The sequence below is a fragment of the Hallella multisaccharivorax DSM 17128 genome (genome assembly GCF_000218235.1).
In the GTDB taxonomy this organism is placed as follows: domain Bacteria; phylum Bacteroidota; class Bacteroidia; order Bacteroidales; family Bacteroidaceae; genus Prevotella; species Prevotella multisaccharivorax.
Map to the genome: position 1 here is coordinate 366,668 of NZ_GL945017.1, position 19,583 is coordinate 386,250.

The 19,583-nt window shown below is 52.6% G+C and carries 18 protein-coding genes; 10 read left to right on the forward strand and 8 right to left on the reverse strand.

Annotated features, from left to right (window positions below):
• Window positions 1–39: 39 nt before the first annotated feature.
• The 5 genes from PREMU_RS02005 to PREMU_RS02025 all read right to left on the reverse strand — a co-directional run bounded on the left by PREMU_RS02005 (window position 40) and on the right by PREMU_RS02025 (window position 4,986).
• Window positions 40–2,238, reverse strand: coding sequence for a penicillin-binding transpeptidase domain-containing protein (locus PREMU_RS02005; protein ID WP_007572742.1), 2,199 nt, complete (start codon window positions 2,236–2,238; stop codon window positions 40–42).
• Entirely contained in the window at window positions 2,231–2,752 is a 522-nt protein-coding gene (locus PREMU_RS02010) for an FtsL-like putative cell division protein (RefSeq protein WP_007572743.1), read from the reverse strand. Before PREMU_RS02010 ends, PREMU_RS02005 begins: the two co-directional genes overlap by 8 nt.
• Window positions 2,749–3,696, reverse strand: coding sequence for a 16S rRNA (cytosine(1402)-N(4))-methyltransferase RsmH (gene rsmH, locus PREMU_RS02015; protein ID WP_007572744.1), 948 nt, complete (start codon window positions 3,694–3,696; stop codon window positions 2,749–2,751). Before rsmH ends, PREMU_RS02010 begins: the two co-directional genes overlap by 4 nt.
• Window positions 3,689–4,153, reverse strand: a complete 465-nt coding sequence (locus tag PREMU_RS02020; RefSeq protein WP_007572745.1) for a division/cell wall cluster transcriptional repressor MraZ — start codon at window positions 4,151–4,153, stop codon at window positions 3,689–3,691. The genes rsmH and PREMU_RS02020 overlap by 8 nt, the downstream gene beginning before the upstream one ends.
• Before the next feature lie 239 nt (window positions 4,154–4,392).
• Window positions 4,393–4,986 (reverse strand): HU family DNA-binding protein, encoded by a 594-nt coding sequence (locus PREMU_RS02025; protein WP_007572746.1) that lies wholly within the window; start codon window positions 4,984–4,986, stop codon window positions 4,393–4,395.
• A gap of 289 nt (window positions 4,987–5,275) precedes the next feature.
• Between PREMU_RS02025 and PREMU_RS02030 the strand changes: the two genes are divergently transcribed.
• From PREMU_RS02030 to PREMU_RS02040, 3 genes are read left to right on the forward strand one after another with little or no spacing between them, the layout of a single operon-like run.
• Entirely contained in the window at window positions 5,276–6,133 is an 858-nt protein-coding gene (locus tag PREMU_RS02030) for a lyso-glycine lipid O-acyltransferase GlsA (protein ID WP_040557939.1), read from the forward strand.
• Between the two features lie 23 nt (window positions 6,134–6,156).
• On the forward strand, window positions 6,157–7,128 hold the full coding sequence (locus tag PREMU_RS02035) for a glycine N(alpha)-acyltransferase GlsB (protein WP_007572748.1): 972 nt from the start codon (window positions 6,157–6,159) through the stop codon (window positions 7,126–7,128).
• 30 nt (window positions 7,129–7,158) lie between these two features.
• The gene (locus PREMU_RS02040; RefSeq protein WP_007572749.1) at window positions 7,159–7,518 is read left to right on the forward strand and encodes a DUF805 domain-containing protein; all 360 of its coding nucleotides are present in this window, start codon (window positions 7,159–7,161) and stop codon (window positions 7,516–7,518) included.
• Window positions 7,519–7,796: 278 nt separating this feature from the next.
• Here PREMU_RS02040 and dgt read toward each other — a convergent pair whose 3' ends face one another.
• Window positions 7,797–9,134, reverse strand: coding sequence for a dGTP triphosphohydrolase (gene dgt, locus PREMU_RS02045; protein WP_040557940.1), 1,338 nt, complete (start codon window positions 9,132–9,134; stop codon window positions 7,797–7,799).
• Window positions 9,135–9,244: 110 nt separating this feature from the next.
• Between dgt and dut the strand changes: the two genes are divergently transcribed.
• The 7 genes from dut to PREMU_RS02080 all read left to right on the forward strand — a co-directional run bounded on the left by dut (window position 9,245) and on the right by PREMU_RS02080 (window position 18,056).
• On the forward strand, window positions 9,245–9,682 hold the full coding sequence (gene dut, locus PREMU_RS02050) for a dUTP diphosphatase (protein ID WP_007572752.1): 438 nt from the start codon (window positions 9,245–9,247) through the stop codon (window positions 9,680–9,682).
• Complete coding sequence (locus tag PREMU_RS02055) at window positions 9,679–11,451, forward strand: tetratricopeptide repeat protein (protein ID WP_007572754.1); 1,773 nt, start codon at window positions 9,679–9,681, stop codon at window positions 11,449–11,451. Before dut ends, PREMU_RS02055 begins: the two co-directional genes overlap by 4 nt.
• Window positions 11,452–11,453: 2 nt before the next feature.
• Complete coding sequence (gene lolB1, locus PREMU_RS02060) at window positions 11,454–12,350, forward strand: lipoprotein insertase outer membrane protein LolB1 (protein ID WP_007572756.1); 897 nt, start codon at window positions 11,454–11,456, stop codon at window positions 12,348–12,350.
• Window positions 12,350–14,035 carry a murein hydrolase activator EnvC family protein gene (locus PREMU_RS02065; RefSeq protein ID WP_007572758.1) on the forward strand — a complete coding sequence of 562 codons (1,686 nt, stop codon included), beginning with the start codon at window positions 12,350–12,352 and terminating at the stop codon, window positions 14,033–14,035. The genes lolB1 and PREMU_RS02065 overlap by 1 nt, the downstream gene beginning before the upstream one ends.
• 142 nt (window positions 14,036–14,177) lie before the next feature.
• Entirely contained in the window at window positions 14,178–16,151 is a 1,974-nt protein-coding gene (gyrB, locus tag PREMU_RS02070; RefSeq protein ID WP_007572759.1) for a DNA topoisomerase (ATP-hydrolyzing) subunit B, read from the forward strand.
• A 98-nt stretch (window positions 16,152–16,249) separates the two neighbouring features.
• Window positions 16,250–17,188 (forward strand): hypothetical protein, encoded by a 939-nt coding sequence (locus tag PREMU_RS02075; RefSeq protein ID WP_156803936.1) that lies wholly within the window; start codon window positions 16,250–16,252, stop codon window positions 17,186–17,188.
• A complete protein-coding gene (locus tag PREMU_RS02080) occupies window positions 17,181–18,056 on the forward strand; it encodes a helix-turn-helix domain-containing protein (RefSeq protein ID WP_007572761.1) in 876 nt (291 codons plus the stop codon). The genes PREMU_RS02075 and PREMU_RS02080 overlap by 8 nt, the downstream gene beginning before the upstream one ends.
• A 193-nt stretch (window positions 18,057–18,249) precedes the next feature.
• Here the strand turns inward: PREMU_RS02080 and PREMU_RS02085 are convergent, their stop codons facing one another.
• Both PREMU_RS02085 and PREMU_RS02090 read right to left on the reverse strand, forming a co-directional pair.
• Complete coding sequence (locus tag PREMU_RS02085; RefSeq protein ID WP_007572762.1) at window positions 18,250–18,867, reverse strand: DUF3109 family protein; 618 nt, start codon at window positions 18,865–18,867, stop codon at window positions 18,250–18,252.
• A 45-nt stretch (window positions 18,868–18,912) separates the two neighbouring features.
• On the reverse strand, window positions 18,913–19,578 hold the full coding sequence (locus PREMU_RS02090) for a uracil-DNA glycosylase (RefSeq protein ID WP_007572764.1): 666 nt from the start codon (window positions 19,576–19,578) through the stop codon (window positions 18,913–18,915).
• Window positions 19,579–19,583: the final 5 nt, after the last annotated feature.

Here is a 19,583-nt window from a genome sequence, read left to right on the forward strand (position 1 = left end):
TATTTTGTTATTTTCCTTAAATATATCTCCGATTTTTCTTTAATTTCCCAGTGTGAGCACACACTTTTGTCCTCGCTTCACCCTCATGTTTGGACCGATGCTTTGAGCCACCACTTTGCCCCGGCCTTGGACAATGCATTTCACGCCGCTCGACTCTGCCAGAAAGACTGCATCACGGGCCCCCATGCCGTGGACATCAGGCATGACAGACGGCTTGGATACGCCCCGCTTCGAGAGTTTCACACTACCGCGTCTCCGTTCGGCGATGCCCCAGACAGGCTGTGTCTCGGTCTCTCGGAATGGATAGTTAGAGTAAGTGGAGATGCCCAATGTAGAGAGCACATAGTCGGCAGAGAGGATGTTGCCACCCTTTACGTCTGGAATCAGCTGAGAGTCGGGCTCGCGCGCGTCACTGACGCTGTATCTCACATATTTAGCCATAATGCCATCGGCGATGTCCTTGAAAACCTCACTGCTCATCCATCCGAAGGCGGGTAATCCGTATTTCTGAATGCAGACGATGCAACTGTAATAAGGCCGGTCTTTCTGCCCGAACCATCCGGCAAAAGAGAGCAGGCTGTGGGCGGCTCCTCCGTAGGATCCGTTGCTGGCAATCATTGCAGTACCGGTCTTGCCGCATGTCCAGTAGGCAGGACTGTAGGCTTTCTTGCCTGTGCCGTTGAGGACAACTCTTCTCAGCAGGTCCTGAATGATTCGGATGGTCCGCTCCGAGGCAATGTGCTCTTTGCCTTTCACCACCTGTGGAGGGAATGAAGCGATGGTGTCACCGTCCTTGATGGCACTCTTCACAAAGCGCGGCTCCATCATACGGCCGTTGTTGGCAATAGCGTTGTAGAAAGTGAGGGTGTAGATGGGTGGAATCAGAGTCTCGTAGCCGATACTCATCCATGGCAGAGCGGTGTTGCTCCAGTTGATCCATTCACCACGCTTGTTTTTCTTAGGCATTCTGATTACGGGAGTGGCATGGCCGACGATGGGGATTTTCACGCCTGCGCCATTGATGCCTGTACGGTAGATGCCACGCACGAATTTTTCGGGGTCGTTGTGGTAGAATTTGTCAGCCATATAGCTCACGCCGATGTTGGAGCTCACCTCCATGGCGCGTCCTAAGGAGATGGTGCCATAGCCGCCTGTGCGCCAATGGCTGTCTTTCATGTCGCGCCCATAAACGTGCCAGATGCCGTTGCCCGTGGGGATTTTGAATGCAGTGTCGCAGACGCCGTCCTCTAAGGCGGTCATCACCGAGGCGGTCTTGAATACCGATCCGGGTTCCAACAGGTCGCTTACGGCATGGCTTTGGATCTCGCGATAACTGCCATCCTCGCACTTTTCCATATTTACGATGGCCTTGACATCACCCGTCGACACCTCCATGACAATGGCCACGCCCACCGTGCCGTTGATTTCCTGTAGTTTTTTCACGAGTGAGCGCTCCGCCAAGTCCTGCATGCCCACATCGATAGTAGTCACAATATCGCTCCCGTTGATGGGTGGCGTGTCAGTGATGCTGAGGAATTTGCCTAAGACTTTCTGTCGGCTGACAATGCCATAGGAGCCTTTCAGCAGTGAGTCGTAACTCAACTCCAATCCGTAGCGTGCCGCACGGCCGTTCTCTTCCGTGAGCAGTACGTCGCCGATGGTACGCTTGGCAAGTGATCCGTAGGGATTCTCGCGGGCGTTGAGCTGATCCACATGGAAGCCGCTCTTGAGCCTTGACAGTCGGAAGATGGGTAGTTCGCACACCTGGCTGAAGGTGTTGTAGTCGATGCGCTTAGGCCATATCTCCCAATGGCGCAGGCGCTCTCCCTTATGCGGTCCTGTCGTGCGGCGGCTATGGAAGCCCTTTGTGAGTTCGGCTTTGAACTTTTGTGCACTCTGCTCTGGGAAAATCGTGTGTAGTCCTTGGCTCAGGCTGTCGAGTTTAGCTTTCCATAACGAGTCATTGCCTGCGTCGTGCAGTTGCTGGAAGTCCATGTATATCTTGAATTCCGGCAGCGAGGAGGCGAGCAGCTGTCCGTCGCAGGAAAGTATATTTCCGCGCACAGGCTGTGTCCGCACACTGTCTTGCCGGACACGGCTCGCCACTTTCATCCAGTACGCCTTCTTTGCCGTCATGATATATCCGGCGCGCGCGAGGACGACAACGGCCAACAGCGTCAGCAAGAAAGCGATGACACTGTAGCGCGGCATGATCTTATCATAATTGAACTTACTCATTATCAGGTACTGTAATCATATAGGGTGGCTGTGAGGGCAACTTCAACGTACTGTCTTTATTGTCCTTAAGCATCTCCAACACGTTGCTCTGCCGGCTTTTCTCGGTGAGTTTGCTGTTGCTCGACAACGCCCTGTATTTGGCATCCTTAAGCTCTTTCTGCAAGGCATCAATCTGGATGATGTCTTGTTGGCAGGAGTAGCGGTTGGCGATGTAGACCACGATGAACAAGGCGATGAGCAGGAAGAGCCACACCTGTCGGTGCATGAACGACGTACTGAGGATGTCGCCACCGAGAATCTTTTTCAGTGAAAACGTTCTCGACTGTGGCGCCTCGTCTTCTGTGGCCTGCTCGCGGATGACCTCAGAGAGTGATTTCTCGCCGTCCTTCTCCCCCTCTTTCTGGTCTTCCGTGGGGTCTGCAGGCTTTTCCGCATCAGCCTTTACGTCCTTTTGAGGCTCTTGGGCATTGTCTTGTTGCGGTTCCTTGTCGTTGCCTATTGTCTTTTCTTTCATCTTTCGTTGCTGGATGATAGTTGTTGGCTGGCCTTCTCTGCCACCCTGAGTTTGGCGCTTCGGCTTCTTGGATTACGCTCAATCTCATCGGGCGGGGGCACAATTACTTTGTTGTTGACCAGCTTGTAGGGACTTGCCTTTCTGCCGTAAACGGGATCTTCCTCCACCTCGCCATTGATGTTTCCGGTCTTCATGACATTTTTCACCATCCGGTCTTCCAGCGAATGGTAGGTGATGACGCTCAGGCGCCCGCCCTGCGCCAGCAGCGGTGTGGCGGCTGTGAGCATCTGGCCGAGCGCGTCCATTTCGTGATTCACCTCTATGCGCAGCGCCTGAAAGAGGCGGGCCATGTCTTTCTTCTCCTTCTCGCGGCGGAAAAGCGGATCGACCACTTGCAGAAAGTCCTGGGTGGTGAGGATGGGTCTATGCTCACGGGCCTTAACGAGAGTGGCTGCAATCTGCCGCGACTGTCGCAGTTCGCCGTAGAGGTAGAAGATGTCTGCGAGCCGCTCTTGGCTGGCTTCGTTCACAATGTCAGCAGCCGTCTTTCCGCCTTCACGGTTCATGCGCATGTCGAGGGGCGCGTCGTATCTGAACGAGAAGCCTCGCTCTGCGTTGTTAAAATGGTGGCTCGATACGCCAAGGTCGGCTAACAGTCCGTCGATATGCTCCACGTCGTAATAACGCATCCAGTTGCTGAGCCAGCGGAAGTTGGAGTGAACAAACGTGAAGCGCGGGTCGTCGACAATGTTGTTTTCCGCGTCAGCGTCCTGATCGAAGCCGTACAGATGCCCTTTGGCGCCAAGCCTCTCCAAGATTGCGCGCGAGTGCCCGCCGCCCCCGAAGGTGACGTCGACATAGACGCCGTCAGGGCGAATGGCAAGCCCGTCGATGCTCTCCGTCAGCAGGACAGGTATGTGGTAGGTGGCTGCACTGTCAGTCATTGTCAACCTCCTCTTTTATGGTTTTCTTCATAGTATCTTCGATCACGTTGCTGAAGTCGTCTCTGTCCATGATCTTCATGTTGTCAGCCGGCCAGATCTCTATGGTGTCGCCCATGCCCACGAATCGGATGGCCTGGCGGATGCCGGCAGTGTCAAGAATGTAGCGGGGAATGAGGATGCGGCCGCTCGCGTCGATGGTAAGCTCTACGACGCTGCTCACAAACGTGCGGTAGGCCATTTGCTGTTTACGGTCCCAACGCGACAGCTTTTGGCGCATCTCGTCCATCAGGTGATTCCAGACGCTTATGGGGTAGAGCACCAGCAGATCTTCGAAGACGTCCTGGCGAAGCACTAAAGACCCTTCGCCCGATGCCGCCAGCACCTTGCGAAACTGAGCAGGGAGGAAGGCTCTTCCCTTTGCGTCTGTCTTTGCCTCTATATTACCTAAAAAACGCATTGAAACACATCTTTATTGGGACTTACCATTGTATTAGGGTTCAAAGTTACAAACTTTCCCCCACTTTGCGCCACTTTTCCCCACTTTTTTATTGAAATCATGCAGATTGGTAAAATGCCATTACACTTGTTGTTCGATGGCACGGTTGCAAGGAGGCATCATTGAGGGATTTGGCGTACACTGTTTCGTTAACGCGATGAGGCTGAGGCTCTTTTAAGATTCTGCTTGAAGGCTATCGGCTATGCCCAGAAATACAGAGGCGCGTGTCGGTTGCCCTCTTTCTTGAGCTTGCCTTGACCGACAAGCCTCGTCAGCCACTTGTCTGCCATATAGCCTGACAAACCAAAACTGTCGCGCATGGCCTGGCGGGTAATGAAGCGGTGATCGACGTGATATTCGTTCAATTTTTTCATTAGCTCATCTTCTGTATATTCTATAGATGAGGTTGCCCTTTTAGAGCGTGTGAAGCTCACGCCCTTTCTGACTTCTCCCGTCAGTGAGCTCTCCGGCAGAAAGTTGATGCCCCTCAGCCATACATCATTGCCGGTGACACGCTTTCCGTCTGTCGGTTGTGACAGTCCTGCGGAAAGACTAAAGTACCCTATTCCAGGGAGATGGAAGCGTCTGCCGCATTCTAATTCTTGCCTGATGTGATACCTTAGGGCTGCGAGTACGGCCTTGACATCGGCGCGGGTCAACGAGCAGGAAGCCTCGATGTTGCCGGCTAATTCGTCGTCGGTGATGGGCGTGCCAGCCTCTAACTGTACATAGGCGTGCCCATTGCCTTTCCCGTCAGCGTTCTTAATGGTGTGAATGTCAAATTTTATTTCCATATTTTCTTAGTGTTTAGTTATCACTGCAAAGTTAGATAATATTTTTGAGATGGCCAAATCCTGCTGCTCAGGTATCCCTTCTCGATCGTCCGGCACGTGTCAGACGATACTCCTGTACGTGCCGGAGAATATTCCGGCACGTGCCGGAGAGTTCTCCCTCACGTGTCGGACGATTCCGCAGCCTCCTTTTTCCCCCATAAATGTTCAATAGAAAAATATTTTTGCATTTTTACTAATAAAATGAAAGGTTATAAAAAAATAATTGGTATTTTTGCAACGTAGTTTTGTTATGATTCAAGAAAGCATAGAAAAGACAATAGATGTAGAGAGAATCCTGCGCAGCAAGGTTGGCGGCAAAGCCCGTTTCGCGCCACGTTTTCTTGTGAACTGGCTCCGGCGCATTGTTCATGAGGATGAGGTCAACGCTTTTCTCGGTGAGCATCGCGACTTGGAAGGCACGCCGTGGCTGGAAGCATGCGTGAGGTATCTCGACATGAAAGTCACGATTGAAGGCATTGAGAATCTGCCCCGCAAGGACGACGGCAAACGCTATATCTTTGTGAGCAATCACCCGTTGGGTGGGCAGGACGGCGTCTGCCTTGGCTCCATCATCGGCCGGCACTATGAGGGCCGGTTCCGTTATCTGGTCAACGACTTGCTGATGTTTTTGCCGGGGCTTCGACCGGTGTGCGTGGGCATCAACAAGACTGGGCGTAACGGGGCGGAGATGGCTGAGGCGGTGGAGACGGCTTTTGAGAGTGATAACCACATCATCATGTTTCCCGCGGGACTCAACTCGCGCATGATAGACGGGCGGGTACACGATATTCCGTGGAAGAAGACGTTTGTCTCGAAGAGCGTCCAGTACCAGCGCGATGTGGTGCCTATCTATTTCAGTGGCCGCAATTCCAACCGTTTTTACCGTATCGCACACTGGCAGGAAAGGCTCGGCCTGAAAGTGAACATCGCCATGCTCTTTCTTGTCGATGAGATGTACCGCAACCGTCATAAGCCTTTCCGTGTGGTCATTGGGAAGCCTATACCCTGGCAGACCTTTGACAGAAGCCGCACGCCGATGGAGTGGGCGGCACGCGTGGAAGACGAAGTGTACCAACAGGCAGGCCCTGGGGGCCTTAAGGCCGAGTAGCCGCAACCAAATAATAGTATCCTATGGAAGAAGAAATTATCCAACCCATCAGCAAGGAGGTACTGAAAAGTGAACTGACTCCGGAGCGTTGTCTACGCACCACGAATAAGAGTCACAACGAGATTTATGTCATTCGCGCTGCCGAGGCTCCCCATGTCATGCAGGAGATTGGCCGACTGCGCGAGATTGCTTTTCGCACAGCTGGTGGTGGGACTGGAAAGAGCATGGATATTGACGAGTTCGACACCATGCAGCGTGGTTGCAGGCAGCTCGTGGTGTGGAATCCTGAAGCAGAAGAGATCATCGGAGGATACCGCTATCTTTTCGGCGAAGACTGGCAGTTGAAGGAAGACGGACAGCCTAATCTTGCCATGAGCCATATGTTCAGGTTCTCCGATGAGTTCATGAAAGACTATGCGCCTTATACGGTTGAGCTGGGCCGCTCGTTTGTATCGCTGGAGTATCAGAATGTGCGGAAGAACACCAAGAGCATCTTTGCACTCGACAATCTGTGGGACGGTCTGGGAGCTCTCACCGTCATTAATCCCCGTTGTAAGTATTTTCTCGGGAAGATGACGATGTATCCGTCGTTTGTGCGCCGTGGCCGCGACATGATTCTCTATTTTCTCCGCAAGCATTTCGGCGACAATGAGCACCTCGTCGCTCCTGTGCATCCTGTGCTCCTTGAGACACCGGAGGAGGAGCTGAAACAGATGTTCTGCGAGGATGACTTCAAGCGTGACTACCGTATTCTCAACCATGAGGTGCGCGAGTTAGGCTACAACATCCCACCGCTGGTCAATGCTTATATGAATCTCAGCCCGACGATGAAGTTCTTCGGCACCGCCGTCAACTATGAGTTTGGTGACGTTGAGGAGAGCGGTATCCTCATTGCCGTCGACGAGATCTTTGAGGAGAAGCGCATCCGACACATCAACAGTTTCGTGGCAGAGCACCCCGAGGCCGTCAGGATGCCTATGCCGAAAAAGATATAACCGTTTATTAACTTACTAATTTTAACCATTATGTCATTTGTTGAAAGTCTTAAGTCAGTAGTATTCCAGAATTATTGTAACTTCGAAGGGCGGGCAACGCGCTCTGAGTACTGGTTCTTTTATCTGGCTTACTTCATTCTCGTTATTGTGGCCAGTGGCGTGAGCGTTGCGATTAGCGATTCTCATAACATCCTCTCGTGCATTGTAGTGCTGGCTCTGCTTTTGCCTATGTTGGGTGTCACGTGGCGGCGTCTGCACGATATCGGCAAGTCGGGTGCGTGGTTTTTCATTTCATGGGTGCCTATCATCGGCATTATCTGGCTGCTCATCTTGCTGGTTACACCCTCTCAGGCGGCTCCCAACAAGTACGGTAACGCCCCCGAGGTCTGACCCATTCCAATCTTTCGAACATTTGTTTGAGGCGGCTCACAGAGAGTCGCCCTGTACTGTTCGGCACGGTGTAAGGTAAGGCCGCGTGCCCTATCTAAGGGAAAGGCTCAACCCCAAATGCATGAAAGATAAAAAAATCAAGGAGCCAAGCTCAATATGAAAAGGGTATGAAGAAAAGTCAGGGAATCGCTATATTGAAGGTAAATGCCCGTTAGACGATTGACTTTTCTTTATAATATCTTTTGTGAATTGTTAGTAAGTCCTCTCAGGGAAGTGATTTACACGATGGGCAATGCTATGCCGCTGATCTTCTGATAGATGTCAAGGGCATAGACATCTGTCATGCCACTGATATAGTCGAGTACGGCCATGATGCGTGTCTCCAGGTCGTCGCTGTGAATATCATATTGTGAGGAGAAGCGGTTGATGAGCTGTTGGGAGTGGAATTTCTCTGGATGGACGGCAGCGTTGATGAACGTTCGCATAAGCGTCTCCATGATTTTGTAACCGCTCAGCTCCACATCAAGGACAGGCTTGGAATGGTATATCTTCTCATACGAGGTTTTCACGCACTGCTGGTAGGCTTCGCGCTGAGGCTCTGCGATATGGCTGATGAGGCTCTCCGTGAAGGTGCCGTTGAGGATTTCTTCCTCGTGGGCGACAAATGCCTCCACGCACGCCTGCTCCAAGCAGCCTACGGCGCAGGCGCGGAAATAGACAATCTGCTCGTTCTCGTCAGTGACGCCATCTTCCTTAAGGCGTTTTAGGATGTGTGCGCGGGTCTCTTCGTCAAAGAATCCAAGCAGCAGGTTGCGCGTCTCCTCAAAGGAGAGGATGTGTAGCTTGTGTGAGTCCTCGATGTCCATGATTTCATAGCAGATGTCGTCGGCAGCTTCCATGAGGTAAACCAAGGGGTGACGCGCATATCTCAGCGGTTCGCTCGGTCTGGATAAGTGGATGATTCCCAATTCGTTAGCTATTTTTTCAAAAATGGGTGCTTCCGTTGTGAAAAAGCCAAACTTGCCGTGCTCGCCGGCCAGGCTGCTGCAGCGGGGATACTTCACCACGGAGGCAAGGGTGGCATAGGTCATGACGAAACCGCCCCGACGCCGTCCTACAAACTGGTGGGCTAACAGTCGGAAGGCATTGGCATTGCCTTCGAAATGAGTGATGTCGTCCCAGAAGGCCTCAGATACTTTATTTTTTAAGAAACTTCCACTGTCTTCGGTGAAGAACGTTTGAATGGCTTTCTCGCCCGAATGCCCGAAGGGAGGGTTGCCCATGTCGTGGGCCAGACCAGCGGTCTGCACGATGGTGCCAATCTCTTCGAAGAGCGTACCCCGTAGTTCTGGATGCTTTTCTGTGAGCCGCCGCGCCACATCGTCGCCAAGACTCTTCCCTAAAGACGATACTTCAATGGAGTGAGTGAGACGGTTGTGCACGAAAACGCTGCCCGGAAGAGGAAATACCTGGGTCTTGTTTTGCAGGCGCCGGAAAGGCGCTGAGTAGATAAGACGGTCGCCGTCGCGCTTAAATTCCGAGCGGTCGTCGTGGCGCAGGGAATGACGGTCCTCTTGACCGAGCCGTTTGTTGCTGATGAGTTGTTGCCAGTTCATGATTTCAGCGTGTGTTGTTTCCGGCAAAGTTACAGTTATTTCATGGCTTTTCGTCTTTTTAATAGATAAAATTAAGTTATCTGTTAGGAATTGAGTAATTTTGCACTATTATGGTGAAAATCAAAGTCGTAAACGCAGGTCGGCAGCCCTTGCCGCAATATGCTACAAGTCAGAGCGCGGGAATGGATCTCCGCGCTGACATAGAAATACCAGTCACTTTGCGTCCGATGGAGCGCCGTCTTATCCCTACAGGCTTGCATATTGCTTTGCCGGTGGGCTTCGAAGCGCAGGTGCGGCCGCGCAGTGGACTGGCGCTAAAGCACGGCATTACGGTGCTCAATACGCCGGGAACCATTGACTCCGACTACCGCGGTGAACTGATGGTACTGCTGGTCAATCTTTCTAATGAAGATTTTATAGTGAATGCCGGTGAGCGTATCGCCCAGATGGTCATCGCAAGACATGAGACTGCTGTCTGGGAACCCGTGGGAGTGCTTGACGCGACAGAGCGAGGCGAGGGCGGTTACGGCCATACAGGAGTGAAATGATGAGAAAACACGGACTTCCATTTGCCGCGCTGGCCATGGCTGCTCTCCTTTGTCATGCCTTTGCCGTGTCGTCGATGCCTGAAAAAGAGAAAGAGAAGCCCCATGCGCTTAAGGCTTCTTTGACAACCGAACAGGACAGTGTCTTCGCTGACCGTTTCCTTAACGCCTTGCGTCAACGTGAGAAAGGCAATGCAGATTCTTGCATGATGCTGGTAGACTCCTGCCTGAAAGTCAACCCCTCCTCGGCTGTAGCCCACTTCATGCGTGCCGAGTATTATTCTGGCAGAGACAGCGACAGCCTGGCTTTACGCGAGTATGAGGCAGCGGCTATACTGGAGCCTGCCAACGATACCTATCAGGAACGGGTGGCGCAGATGTATATTGGCACAGGCAATTATGCCAAGGCGATAGATGCCTATGAGAATCTTTACCGCAGCCATCGCGACCGTGACGACGTATTAGGCGTATTGGTTCAGCTGTATCGGCAGCAGCAATCGTATGACAAGCTGTTAGGGGCCATCGACCGCTTGGAGCAGGTAGATGGCGGCAGTGACCAGCTCTCGATGATGCGTATGAACGCCTATGAGATGAAAGGCGATACAAAGGGGGCTTACAATGTGCTGAAGGGCCTTGCCGACAGCCATCCCAACGATCCGGGATTCAAGCTCATGCTCGGCAACTGGCTGATGCAGCACCAGCGCCGGTCTGAGGCTCTCGCCCTCTATACGAGCGTGTTGAAGGATGAACCTCACAATGCCATGGCGCAAAGTTGCATGTATGATTACTATAACGCTGTGGGGCAGGACTCGCTCGCCAAAAGCATGATGGACCGGCTACTTCTTGGCAAAGAGACCCCGCAGGAGACGCGCATCCAGTTTTTGCGCAATGCCATCCAGCAGAATGAGAAGGAGGGCGGCGATTCCATGCAAGTGGTCAGGCTCTTCAAGAAGGTGCAGACTATCGTGCCACGCGACACTATGGTGGCTCAACTCAAGGCGGCATACTATACCTTGAAGCGGATGCCGAAAGATTCTGTCGACGATGCTCTTGTGCAATTGTTGCGCCTTCAGCCAGACAACGCGGGCGCAAGAGTGCAGCTTATACAAGATAAGTGGTCGAAACAAAATTGGAAAGAGATCGCCGCGCTGAGCGAGCCGGGCATGCTCTACAATCCCGACGAGCTGGCTTTCTACTTCTTCACCGGCCTGTCACGTTATTATCTGAAAGACGACGACGGTGCACTCGACGCGCTTAAACGCGGCACCGCGGTCATCAACGATCAGAGCAGCACTGACATTGTCTCCGATTTGTACTCCATTTTGGGCGAGATTTATCATTCAAAGGGTAATGATAAGGAAGCGTATGCAGCCTACGACAGTTGTCTGCAATACAAACCAGACAATGTAGCAACACTCAACAACTATGCTTATTTTCTCAGTGTTGACGGCACCAACCTGGAGAAAGCGGAGAAGATGAGCGCCAGAGCCATCGCCGCTGAGCCCAAGAATGCCACCTATCTTGATACCTATGCTTGGGTACTCTACAGACTCGGACGCTATGCCGACGCGAAGATTTACATCGACCAGACATTGAAATTCTCCACCGACACCACTTCTGACAATACGCTTTACGAGCACGCTGCCGCCATCTATGCGGCGTTGGGCGATTACAAGACGGCGGCAACCTTCTGCGAACAGGCTCTTAAGCATGGTGGCGACGCGAAGGCATTGGAAAAGAAAATCAGATTTTACAGAAAGAAATCAAAGTAGCTATGAACATACGACATGAAATAGCGGCAGCCCTTTCATTATTGCTGCTTGCCGCTTGCGGCACACAGAAGTCGTCGGTCAAGGACGTGACGACCCCATCGACAAAGCCCTCAGCAGTGAAGCAGCAGGTGGAGATACCTGAAAGTTCGGGCTTTACGTTTGTACAAAAAGTCAATGACGGCAAGGTGACGGCGCAAGACATTGTTGCCAACCTCACTTTCTCCGCCACGATGGACGGCAAGGACGTGTCGGTGCCAGGGAGCTTACACATGCGGAAAGACCAGATGATCCGTCTCCAACTCTTCGTGCCGATCATCCATACAGAGGTGGGACGTCTGGAGTTCACACCCGATTATGTGCTCGTTGTGGACCGTCTGCACAAGCAATACGTGAAGGAAGACTATCGCCAACTTGACTTTTTGCGTGACAATGGCCTTGATTTCTATGCCCTTCAGGCTCTGTTCTGGAATCAGCTTTATATGCCAGGGGAGAAACAGGTGGATGAGTCCGATCTGTCTAAGTTCAGAGCTGACCTCAACGGCGCAGCGCAGACGGTGCCCGTCAGCTTGGATAAAGGCCGCATGACATACCATTGGGACACCGACAGGCTGACGGGGCGCATTGACAATACAAAGGTCACCTATGTCTCGGAACAGCATGGAAAGTCGACGCTTACGATGAAATATGCCAACTTCAAGCCTCTTGGGGCAAAGTTGTTCCCGGCTTATGAGGAACTCGTTTTCCTGACGTCGGCCACCAAGAAGGTGAAGAAGGTAACGATGGTATTGGATATGGACAACATTAGTACATCCTCAAAATGGAGCACGGAGACAACACTCCCATCGAAATATAAGAAGATTGAGGCAGCCGATATATTTTCTAAACTGTTTAATATGTAATGAAATACATAGTTAGTATATTGCTCGCCCTGACTTTGGCAGTGCCCTCAGCCTTTGCACAGTCGGGAAAGACAAAGACTAAAAAGGTCAACCACACAGTTCAGACAAAGCATCCGGCCAACAGAAAGGCTGCATCTGGACATCATGGAAGCCGGAAACCATCAGCCACTACTTACTCCAACGCGTCCATCAGAAAGTTGCAGAGTCAGAGGGCTGATATTCAGAAGAAGATCAGAGAGCAGGAGAAAGCTCTCCAGGAGAACCGTAATAATGTCAGCAAAAAGCTCAACGAGCTGATGCTCATCAATGGTGAGATTGACAAGAGCAAGCAGAATATCAACAATATTGAGAAGGATATCCACCACATCAACGGTAATATCGGCATTCTCAACTCGCAGCTCAAGACTCTTCAGGGACAGCTTAAGGACCGCCAGACCAAGTATATCAAGTCGATGCGTTATATGGCGCGCCACCGCACGGTGCAGGACAAGTTGATGTTTATTTTCTCTGCTAAGAATCTCTATCAGATGTACCGTCGCCTGCGGTTTGTACGCGAATATGCCAACTATCAGCGTGCACAGGGCGAGGCCGTGAAAGCCAAGCAGGTGCAGGTGGGCGTCAAGCACAAGCAGTTGCAGACAGTGAAGGGGCAGAAAAACAACCTTCTCTACAAAGGTCGACAGGAGCATGCGAAGCTGGAGTCTAACAAGAGTCAGCAGCAAGAGATTGTCAACGGCTTGCAAAAACAGCAGTCTACCATCCGCAGTCTCATCGCTGAGCAACGTAAAAAAGACGCGGCACTGAATGCTGAGATCGACCGTCAGGTGGAGATTGAGGTAGCTAAAGTGCGTGCGCGTGCTGAGGCTGAGGCCCGCCGTCAGGCTGCTGCCGCCGCTGCTGCCCGTCAGCGAAAGGCGGAGGAGCTTGCCCGAAGGAAAGCCGCTGCTGAGGCTGCCGCCCGTGAGAACGCCCGCCGTATCGCCGAGGCCAAGGCCCGTGAGCAGGCCGCTGCTAAGGCCGCTCAGCAGGCGCGCGAGGCTGAGGAGGCTGCCAGAAAGGCGCGTGAGGCTGCAGCAGCAGAGGAGAAGCGCAAAGCCAAGGAGTTAGAGGCTGCTGCTACGGCCAGAAAAGCTGCTGCCGAACAGGCGGCACGTGAGGCCGAGGCCGTGCGTCAAGCGGCCGAGCGCAAGCAGGCAGCCGATGCCGAGCGGGCAAAGAAAGAGATCGCCGATGCCAGGGAGGACGTACAGGAAGAGCGGCAATTCTCATCCGTTGATCGTATGATGAACAACGGCTTTGAGGCCAATAAGGGTCGGCTGCCGATGCCTATTACCGGCAACTACCGCATCGTGAGCCATTTTGGACAATATAATGTCGCGGGCTTGCAAGGTGTCACGCTCGACAACAAGGGCATTAACATCATGGGTGGTGGCGGCTGCAAGGCACGCGCTATCTACGATGGTGAGGTCAGTGCCGTGCTCAGTTATGCAGGCACAGTGGTGGTCATGCTCCGTCATGGCGCCTATATCTCGGTCTATTCCAATCTGAGCTCTGCCAGCGTGAGCCGTGGCCAGCACGTCTCTACTCGCCAGATTCTCGGTACGGTAGGCTCCGATCACATCCTCCAGTTCCAGCTTCGTAAGGAGCGCGCCAAGCTCAATCCTGAGGCGTGGTTGGGAAGATAAAATAAAGTTTCCTACTTTTTGATTTACTTCATCAGGGTCCGATGGAAGACAAAGACTGTCGTCAACAACTTTTTTATCCGATTTATTAGCTGATTCTTCACTTTTTTTATTACCTTTGCAAGGTAATAACAAGCTATAAGAAATGGCAGAAAATCAACATTCTGAAGATAACTATTCAGCCTCCAACATCCAGGTGTTAGAAGGTTTGGAAGCCGTGCGCAAGCGTCCGGCAATGTACATCGGCGACATCTCCGAAAAAGGTCTCCACCACCTCATCAACGAGACCGTAGACAACTGTATCGACGAGGCCATGGCCGGCTACTGCACAGAAGTCGAGGTAACCATCAACACCGATGGCAGTTGTACCGTAGAGGACAACGGACGAGGCATTCCCGTCGATGAGCACAAGAAGCTGCACAAATCCGCTCTCGAAGTAGTGATGACGGTGCTGCACGCCGGCGGTAAGTTCGACAAGAACTCCTATAAGGTCTCCGGAGGTCTCCACGGCGTGGGTGTGAGCTGTGTCAACGCACTCTCCACACGCATGAAGTCACAGGTCTACCGCGACGGCCACATCTATCAGCAGGAATATGAAAAAGGCAAGCCGCTCTATCCCGTCAAGATGATTGGCGACACTGACAAGCGTGGCACACGCCAGCAGTTCTGGCCAGACCCCACTATTTTCACTACGACAACATTCCAATGGGACATCGTCGCCCGCCGTATGCGTGAGCTTGCCTACCTCAACGCCGGCATCAAAATCACGCTCACCGACCTGCGCCCCGACCCCGAGACCGGAAAGACACGCCAGGAAGTGTTCCATGCGAAAGACGGACTGAAAGAATTCGTGCGCTACATCGACCGCCATCGTCAGCATCTCTTCGACGATGTCATCTATCTCAAGACAGAGAAACAGGGTGTGCCCATCGAGGTCGCTATCATGTACAACACCGACTATTCCGAGAATCTGCACTCCTACGTCAACAACATCAACACCATCGAGGGCGGCACCCATGTCACGGGCTTCCGCATGGCCTTGACGCGTGTGATGAAAAACTACGCCGACAATGATCCGCAGATCAGGAAGCAGATAGAGAAAGCGAAAATCGAAGTCGCCAGCGAGGACTTCCGCGAGGGGCTCACTGCTGTCATCAGCATCAAGGTGGCAGAGCCCCAGTTTGAAGGCCAGACGAAGACCAAACTCGGCAACAGCGAGGTCTCCGGCGCCGTGAACCAGGCTGTGGGTGAAGCCCTGACCAACTATTTGGAAGAGCATCCCGACGAGGCACATAAGATTTGCGAGAAGGTGATCCTCGCTGCCACAGCACGTATCGCAGCGCGGAAGGCACGCGAGAGCGTACAGCGCAAGAGCGTTATGGGTGGAAGCGGACTGCCCGGAAAACTCGCCGACTGCTCCAACCGTGACCCAAAGGATTGCGAGATCTTCCTTGTCGAGGGCGATTCTGCAGGCGGCTCAGCCAAGCAGGGACGTGATCGCTACACTCAAGCTATCCTGCCGCTGCGCGGTAAGATCCTCAACGTGGAGAAAGTACAGTGGCACCGCGTGTTCGAAGCCGAGTCGGTGATGAACATCATCCAGAGCATCGGCGTGCGCTTCGGAGTGGATGGCGAGGACGACCGCGAGGCTAACATCGACAAACTGCGTTACGATAAAATCATCATCATGACCGATGCCGATGTCGATGGATCACACATCGACACGCTCATCATGACGCTCTTCTTCCGATTCATGCCAAAAGTCATTGAGGAAGGACATCTCTATATCGCCACGCCGCCACTCTACAAGTGCACGTTCAAGAGCAAGATCTCACAGTACTGCTACAACGATCAGCAGCGTCAGGCGTTCCTCGACAAGTATGGCAACGGACAGGAAGGCACCAGTATCCACACGCAGCGCTACAAAGGTCTCGGTGAGATGAACCCCGAACAGCTGTGGGAGACGACCATGGATCCGAAGACCCGCCTGTTGAAACAGGTCACCATTGAGAACGCTGCCGAGGCTGATGAGATCTTCTCCATGCTCATGGGAGACGACGTGGAGCCACGCCGCGAGTTCATCGAGGATAACGCTGCCTACGCCAACATTGACGCATAAAAACGACACTGTGCAGGCAAGAGACATCTTCAAGTAGACGCGGTCCTGAGGGATCGCACCTACTGCTTTTTCGGGACGTACATCGTAAACAAAAGGACATGATGAGAAGAAACGCTGACAGGAAAGACGGGGAAAGAAGGATAGCCCGTTCTTTTCAATGGGTTTCTGCGTTCTTTGTTTTTTCATTTTTCTTCTTGGGCAAGGCAACAGCCAGCACACCATGGATCTTCGCGCCACAAGCCGACAGCCTCGCGCGCATCTGCTTTCGGAAAGCCTACATCACGAAAGGTAGGCCACAACAAGCCACGCTCACCATTACCACTACAGGGTTCTGCAAACTGTATGTCAACGAATGCAAAGTTGGCACGGCTCCCTATATGCCCCTTCGCAGTGATGGTAACCAAAAAGCCGTAGAACTCACGTTCGACACGACGCCTTACATGCGCCCCGATACCAATGTCGTGGCGGTGCTTTATTCGCCGGTAGGACCTGCCGACACAGAGACCCAGATCGCGGTAAGGCTCTTTGGGAGAGATCATGACCATGCGGTCTTCTGCTACGAAAGTGATGACTCATGGCTCTGTCGGCGCGCCAATTCGTGGATCACGCCCAACGGAGAAGAGATTGTAGACGGACGCGGCCACGACCAGCAATGGAATGCCGCCACCATCTACGATAGTGCCCTGTGGCTGCAAGCGAAGAAAGGAACAGCCTCGTCCTCCTGCGCGTATTCTGGCCAAGCAGTGCTGCCAGCCATCACACATATCACCACATGGTATCAGGACAGCATTCTGCAGAACGACATTACGGCGCCAAACGGATTCTATGGCTTCTATAGAGCCACAATAAGGGAAGCGAGAAGAGGAGAAGAAATCTGCCTCGGGCCTCTCCGATACATCTGCAACGGAAGCATGGACGAACAGGCTTACCCACAATTTGGAGCCGCCTACACTAAAGGAATCACTATCAAAGGCAATGTGAAACGATTGACCACCCTGGAAATGATAGAGGTAAACAGAAAGGAGAACTATGAATAACACCATGCCTTCGATTACTATCGACAGCGTTAAACAGGCCTCACAATGCCTGAGTCTTGGACAAGACTTAGCTATTATCGACGATGTCAAGTCGATAACGACACCTGATGAACCCAAACGTCTCGGATGCTTCATCTTTGCTTTCTGCGACAAGGGAAGCGTGAGGTATGTCATCGATACAATGCAGCAAACGGTTACGGCAGGCCATTGCATCATCATGAGCTATGGACAAGTAATCGAAAAAGTCAGCATAGGCCCCGATTGTGAAGGGCGCACTGTCGTCATCTCACAGGAGTATGTCCAGGAAGTGCTTTCCGGCATGCGCGACCTGTCCTCCATCTTTCTGTTCTCGCGCCTGCATCCAGTCTTCAGCATGGACAGGGAAGAGGTCAGAAGCATCCTCAGCTTTTATCTGCTCATCCGGCAAAAGACCAGCGAGACAACCCACCGCTTTCGAAGAGACACCGTGAAAGCCCTTATCCAGGCTTTTCTCTACGATGCCGGAAACATTTTCTGGAAGGTCTTTAATCAGGAAGACAAGAAGAATACACGGGCCGAGGACATCTTCATGGAGTTTATCGAACTTGTGGAGAAGAACTTCCGACAAGAGCGAAGGGTGAGCTGGTATGCCCTACAACTGCACATCACCCATAAGTATCTTTCAGAGAGCGTCAGGCAAATCAGCCGGAAAACACCCAATCAATGGATTGACAGTTATGTCATGCTTGAGCTCCGTGTGCTCCTCCGCACCAGCACACTGTCCATCAAAGAAATAGCTGAGAAAATGCACTTCCCCAACCAGAGCTTTCTCGGCAAATACTTCAAGCAGCACACAGGCATGTCGCCAAAAGAATACAGGACTTGCTGACCCGTGCTCCAGCCAGTGAGTCTCCAAAAAAGATCCTCCTCATTCTTGCTCACGCAACCCGCCCACAAGAGGATTGGGAGTACAGACTGGAAAAATCAGATAGCTGTGTACCCGCCGTCTACTTCAAGATATGGAACTGTGTATGGAAAGGCAAACACGCTTACCCCGAGAAGGTCTGAAAGAAACGGCAGACTCAATACCCTAAAATCCTCGCAGCCTCGCAGAGCTCCTCATACCACGCCTTGCCGAAGCGGCGGATAAGGGGTTTCTTGAGAAACTGATAGACGCGCATACTGAGTTTTCTGCCCAACGCCACAGCGTCACGGCACACGCCCCAACGATTATAATTAATACCTACCAGTCCCATGTCGAACTGCTTCTCGCGGATAGGATAAAGAGCACACGAGATAGGCTTGCACCACTTGATGCGGCCCTCGCGGTAGGCGCACTCGAAAGCACAGAGGCAGCAATGCGGTATGGGGGACCCATCGTTAAAGTCGGTGATATTGTGGTAGCAGGTGAAGACGCAGTCTTTTCCGCCCACGATGCTCGTCACGAGGTCGCCGTCGTTGTCGGTATAGGCCACGCCCTGCCTGTCGATGACGCTTTGAGCTGACGCCGAAAGCTCACCCCATACAGCATCGAGATCGTCCTCCATCGCCGCTATCTCATCAAGCGTCACGGGGGCTCCCGCGTCACCCTCGACACAACAGACACCCCTGCACTTGGAGAGATCACAACAGAAATACTCCGTAATAATATCGGGAGAGACGAGCACATTGCCTATCTGCATGATGTGAAGTTCTTTCATTTACACTCGTTTATTTAATGGTATTTGGTGGCACCAACAACCGAGTTACCAATCAATCTCTTCTTCCCCGTTAGCTTTCAAGTAAGCATTGCATCTTGAGAACTGATGCTGCCCGAACCATCCGCCACGGTTGGCAGAGAGGGGAGAGGGGTGCACCGACTCAAGGATAAGATTCTTCGAGCTGTCGATAAATCCGCGCTTGCTGCGTGCATAGCTGCCCCAGAGCATATAGACCACATGCTCACGGTGAGCAGACAACGCCTTGATGGCGGCATCGGTGAAGAAGCTCCACCCAAGCTGCTGGTGACTGTTGGCAAGGTGCGCGCGCACCGTGAGCGTGGCATTGAGTAGCAACACGCCCTGGCGCGCCCAGCGTGTCAGATCGCCATCAGCAGGGAAAGGCTTGCCCAAGTCGCCGTGAATCTCCTTGAAGATATTGACCAACGAAGGGGGCATCATTACGCCTCCAGGCACCGAGAAACTCAGCCCCATGGCCTGACCAGGCTCATGGTAAGGGTCCTGCCCGATGATGACGACTTTCACCTTATCGAACGGTGTAAGGTTGAAAGCATTGAAGATAAGATGTCCGGGAGGATAGCACGGGCCGTGCCTGTACTCTTGCCTTACGGCATCCGTGAGCTGCCTGAAATAAGTGGAATCAAACTCCGGCTGAAGATACTGTTTCCACGAGGGTTCTATCTGTACGTTCATAAGCC

Excerpts from the sequence above, each read along its gene's own strand:
- PREMU_RS02005 (WP_007572742.1), bottom strand. The coding sequence starts at position 2,238 with ATGAGTAAGTTCAATTATGATAAGATCATGCCGCGCTACAGTGTCATC.
- PREMU_RS02030 (WP_040557939.1), top strand. The coding sequence starts at position 5,276 with ATGATTCAAGAAAGCATAGAAAAGACAATAGATGTAGAGAGAATCCTG.
- PREMU_RS02040 (WP_007572749.1), top strand. The coding sequence starts at position 7,159 with ATGTCATTTGTTGAAAGTCTTAAGTCAGTAGTATTCCAGAATTATTGT.
- PREMU_RS02080 (WP_007572761.1), top strand. The coding sequence starts at position 17,181 with ATGAATAACACCATGCCTTCGATTACTATCGACAGCGTTAAACAGGCC.
- PREMU_RS02055 (WP_007572754.1), top strand. The coding sequence starts at position 9,679 with ATGATGAGAAAACACGGACTTCCATTTGCCGCGCTGGCCATGGCTGCT.
- PREMU_RS02035 (WP_007572748.1), top strand. The coding sequence starts at position 6,157 with ATGGAAGAAGAAATTATCCAACCCATCAGCAAGGAGGTACTGAAAAGT.
- PREMU_RS02065 (WP_007572758.1), top strand. The coding sequence starts at position 12,350 with ATGAAATACATAGTTAGTATATTGCTCGCCCTGACTTTGGCAGTGCCC.
- rsmH (WP_007572744.1), bottom strand. The coding sequence starts at position 3,696 with ATGACTGACAGTGCAGCCACCTACCACATACCTGTCCTGCTGACGGAG.
- gyrB (WP_007572759.1), top strand. The coding sequence starts at position 14,178 with ATGGCAGAAAATCAACATTCTGAAGATAACTATTCAGCCTCCAACATC.
- lolB1 (WP_007572756.1), top strand. The coding sequence starts at position 11,454 with ATGAACATACGACATGAAATAGCGGCAGCCCTTTCATTATTGCTGCTT.
- dgt (WP_040557940.1), bottom strand. The coding sequence starts at position 9,134 with ATGAACTGGCAACAACTCATCAGCAACAAACGGCTCGGTCAAGAGGAC.
- PREMU_RS02010 (WP_007572743.1), bottom strand. The coding sequence starts at position 2,752 with ATGAAAGAAAAGACAATAGGCAACGACAAGGAACCGCAACAAGACAAT.
- PREMU_RS02020 (WP_007572745.1), bottom strand. The coding sequence starts at position 4,153 with ATGCGTTTTTTAGGTAATATAGAGGCAAAGACAGACGCAAAGGGAAGA.
- PREMU_RS02075 (WP_156803936.1), top strand. The coding sequence starts at position 16,250 with ATGATGAGAAGAAACGCTGACAGGAAAGACGGGGAAAGAAGGATAGCC.
- PREMU_RS02025 (WP_007572746.1), bottom strand. The coding sequence starts at position 4,986 with ATGGAAATAAAATTTGACATTCACACCATTAAGAACGCTGACGGGAAA.
- dut (WP_007572752.1), top strand. The coding sequence starts at position 9,245 with ATGGTGAAAATCAAAGTCGTAAACGCAGGTCGGCAGCCCTTGCCGCAA.
- PREMU_RS02085 (WP_007572762.1), bottom strand. The coding sequence starts at position 18,867 with ATGAAAGAACTTCACATCATGCAGATAGGCAATGTGCTCGTCTCTCCC.
- PREMU_RS02090 (WP_007572764.1), bottom strand. The coding sequence starts at position 19,578 with ATGAACGTACAGATAGAACCCTCGTGGAAACAGTATCTTCAGCCGGAG.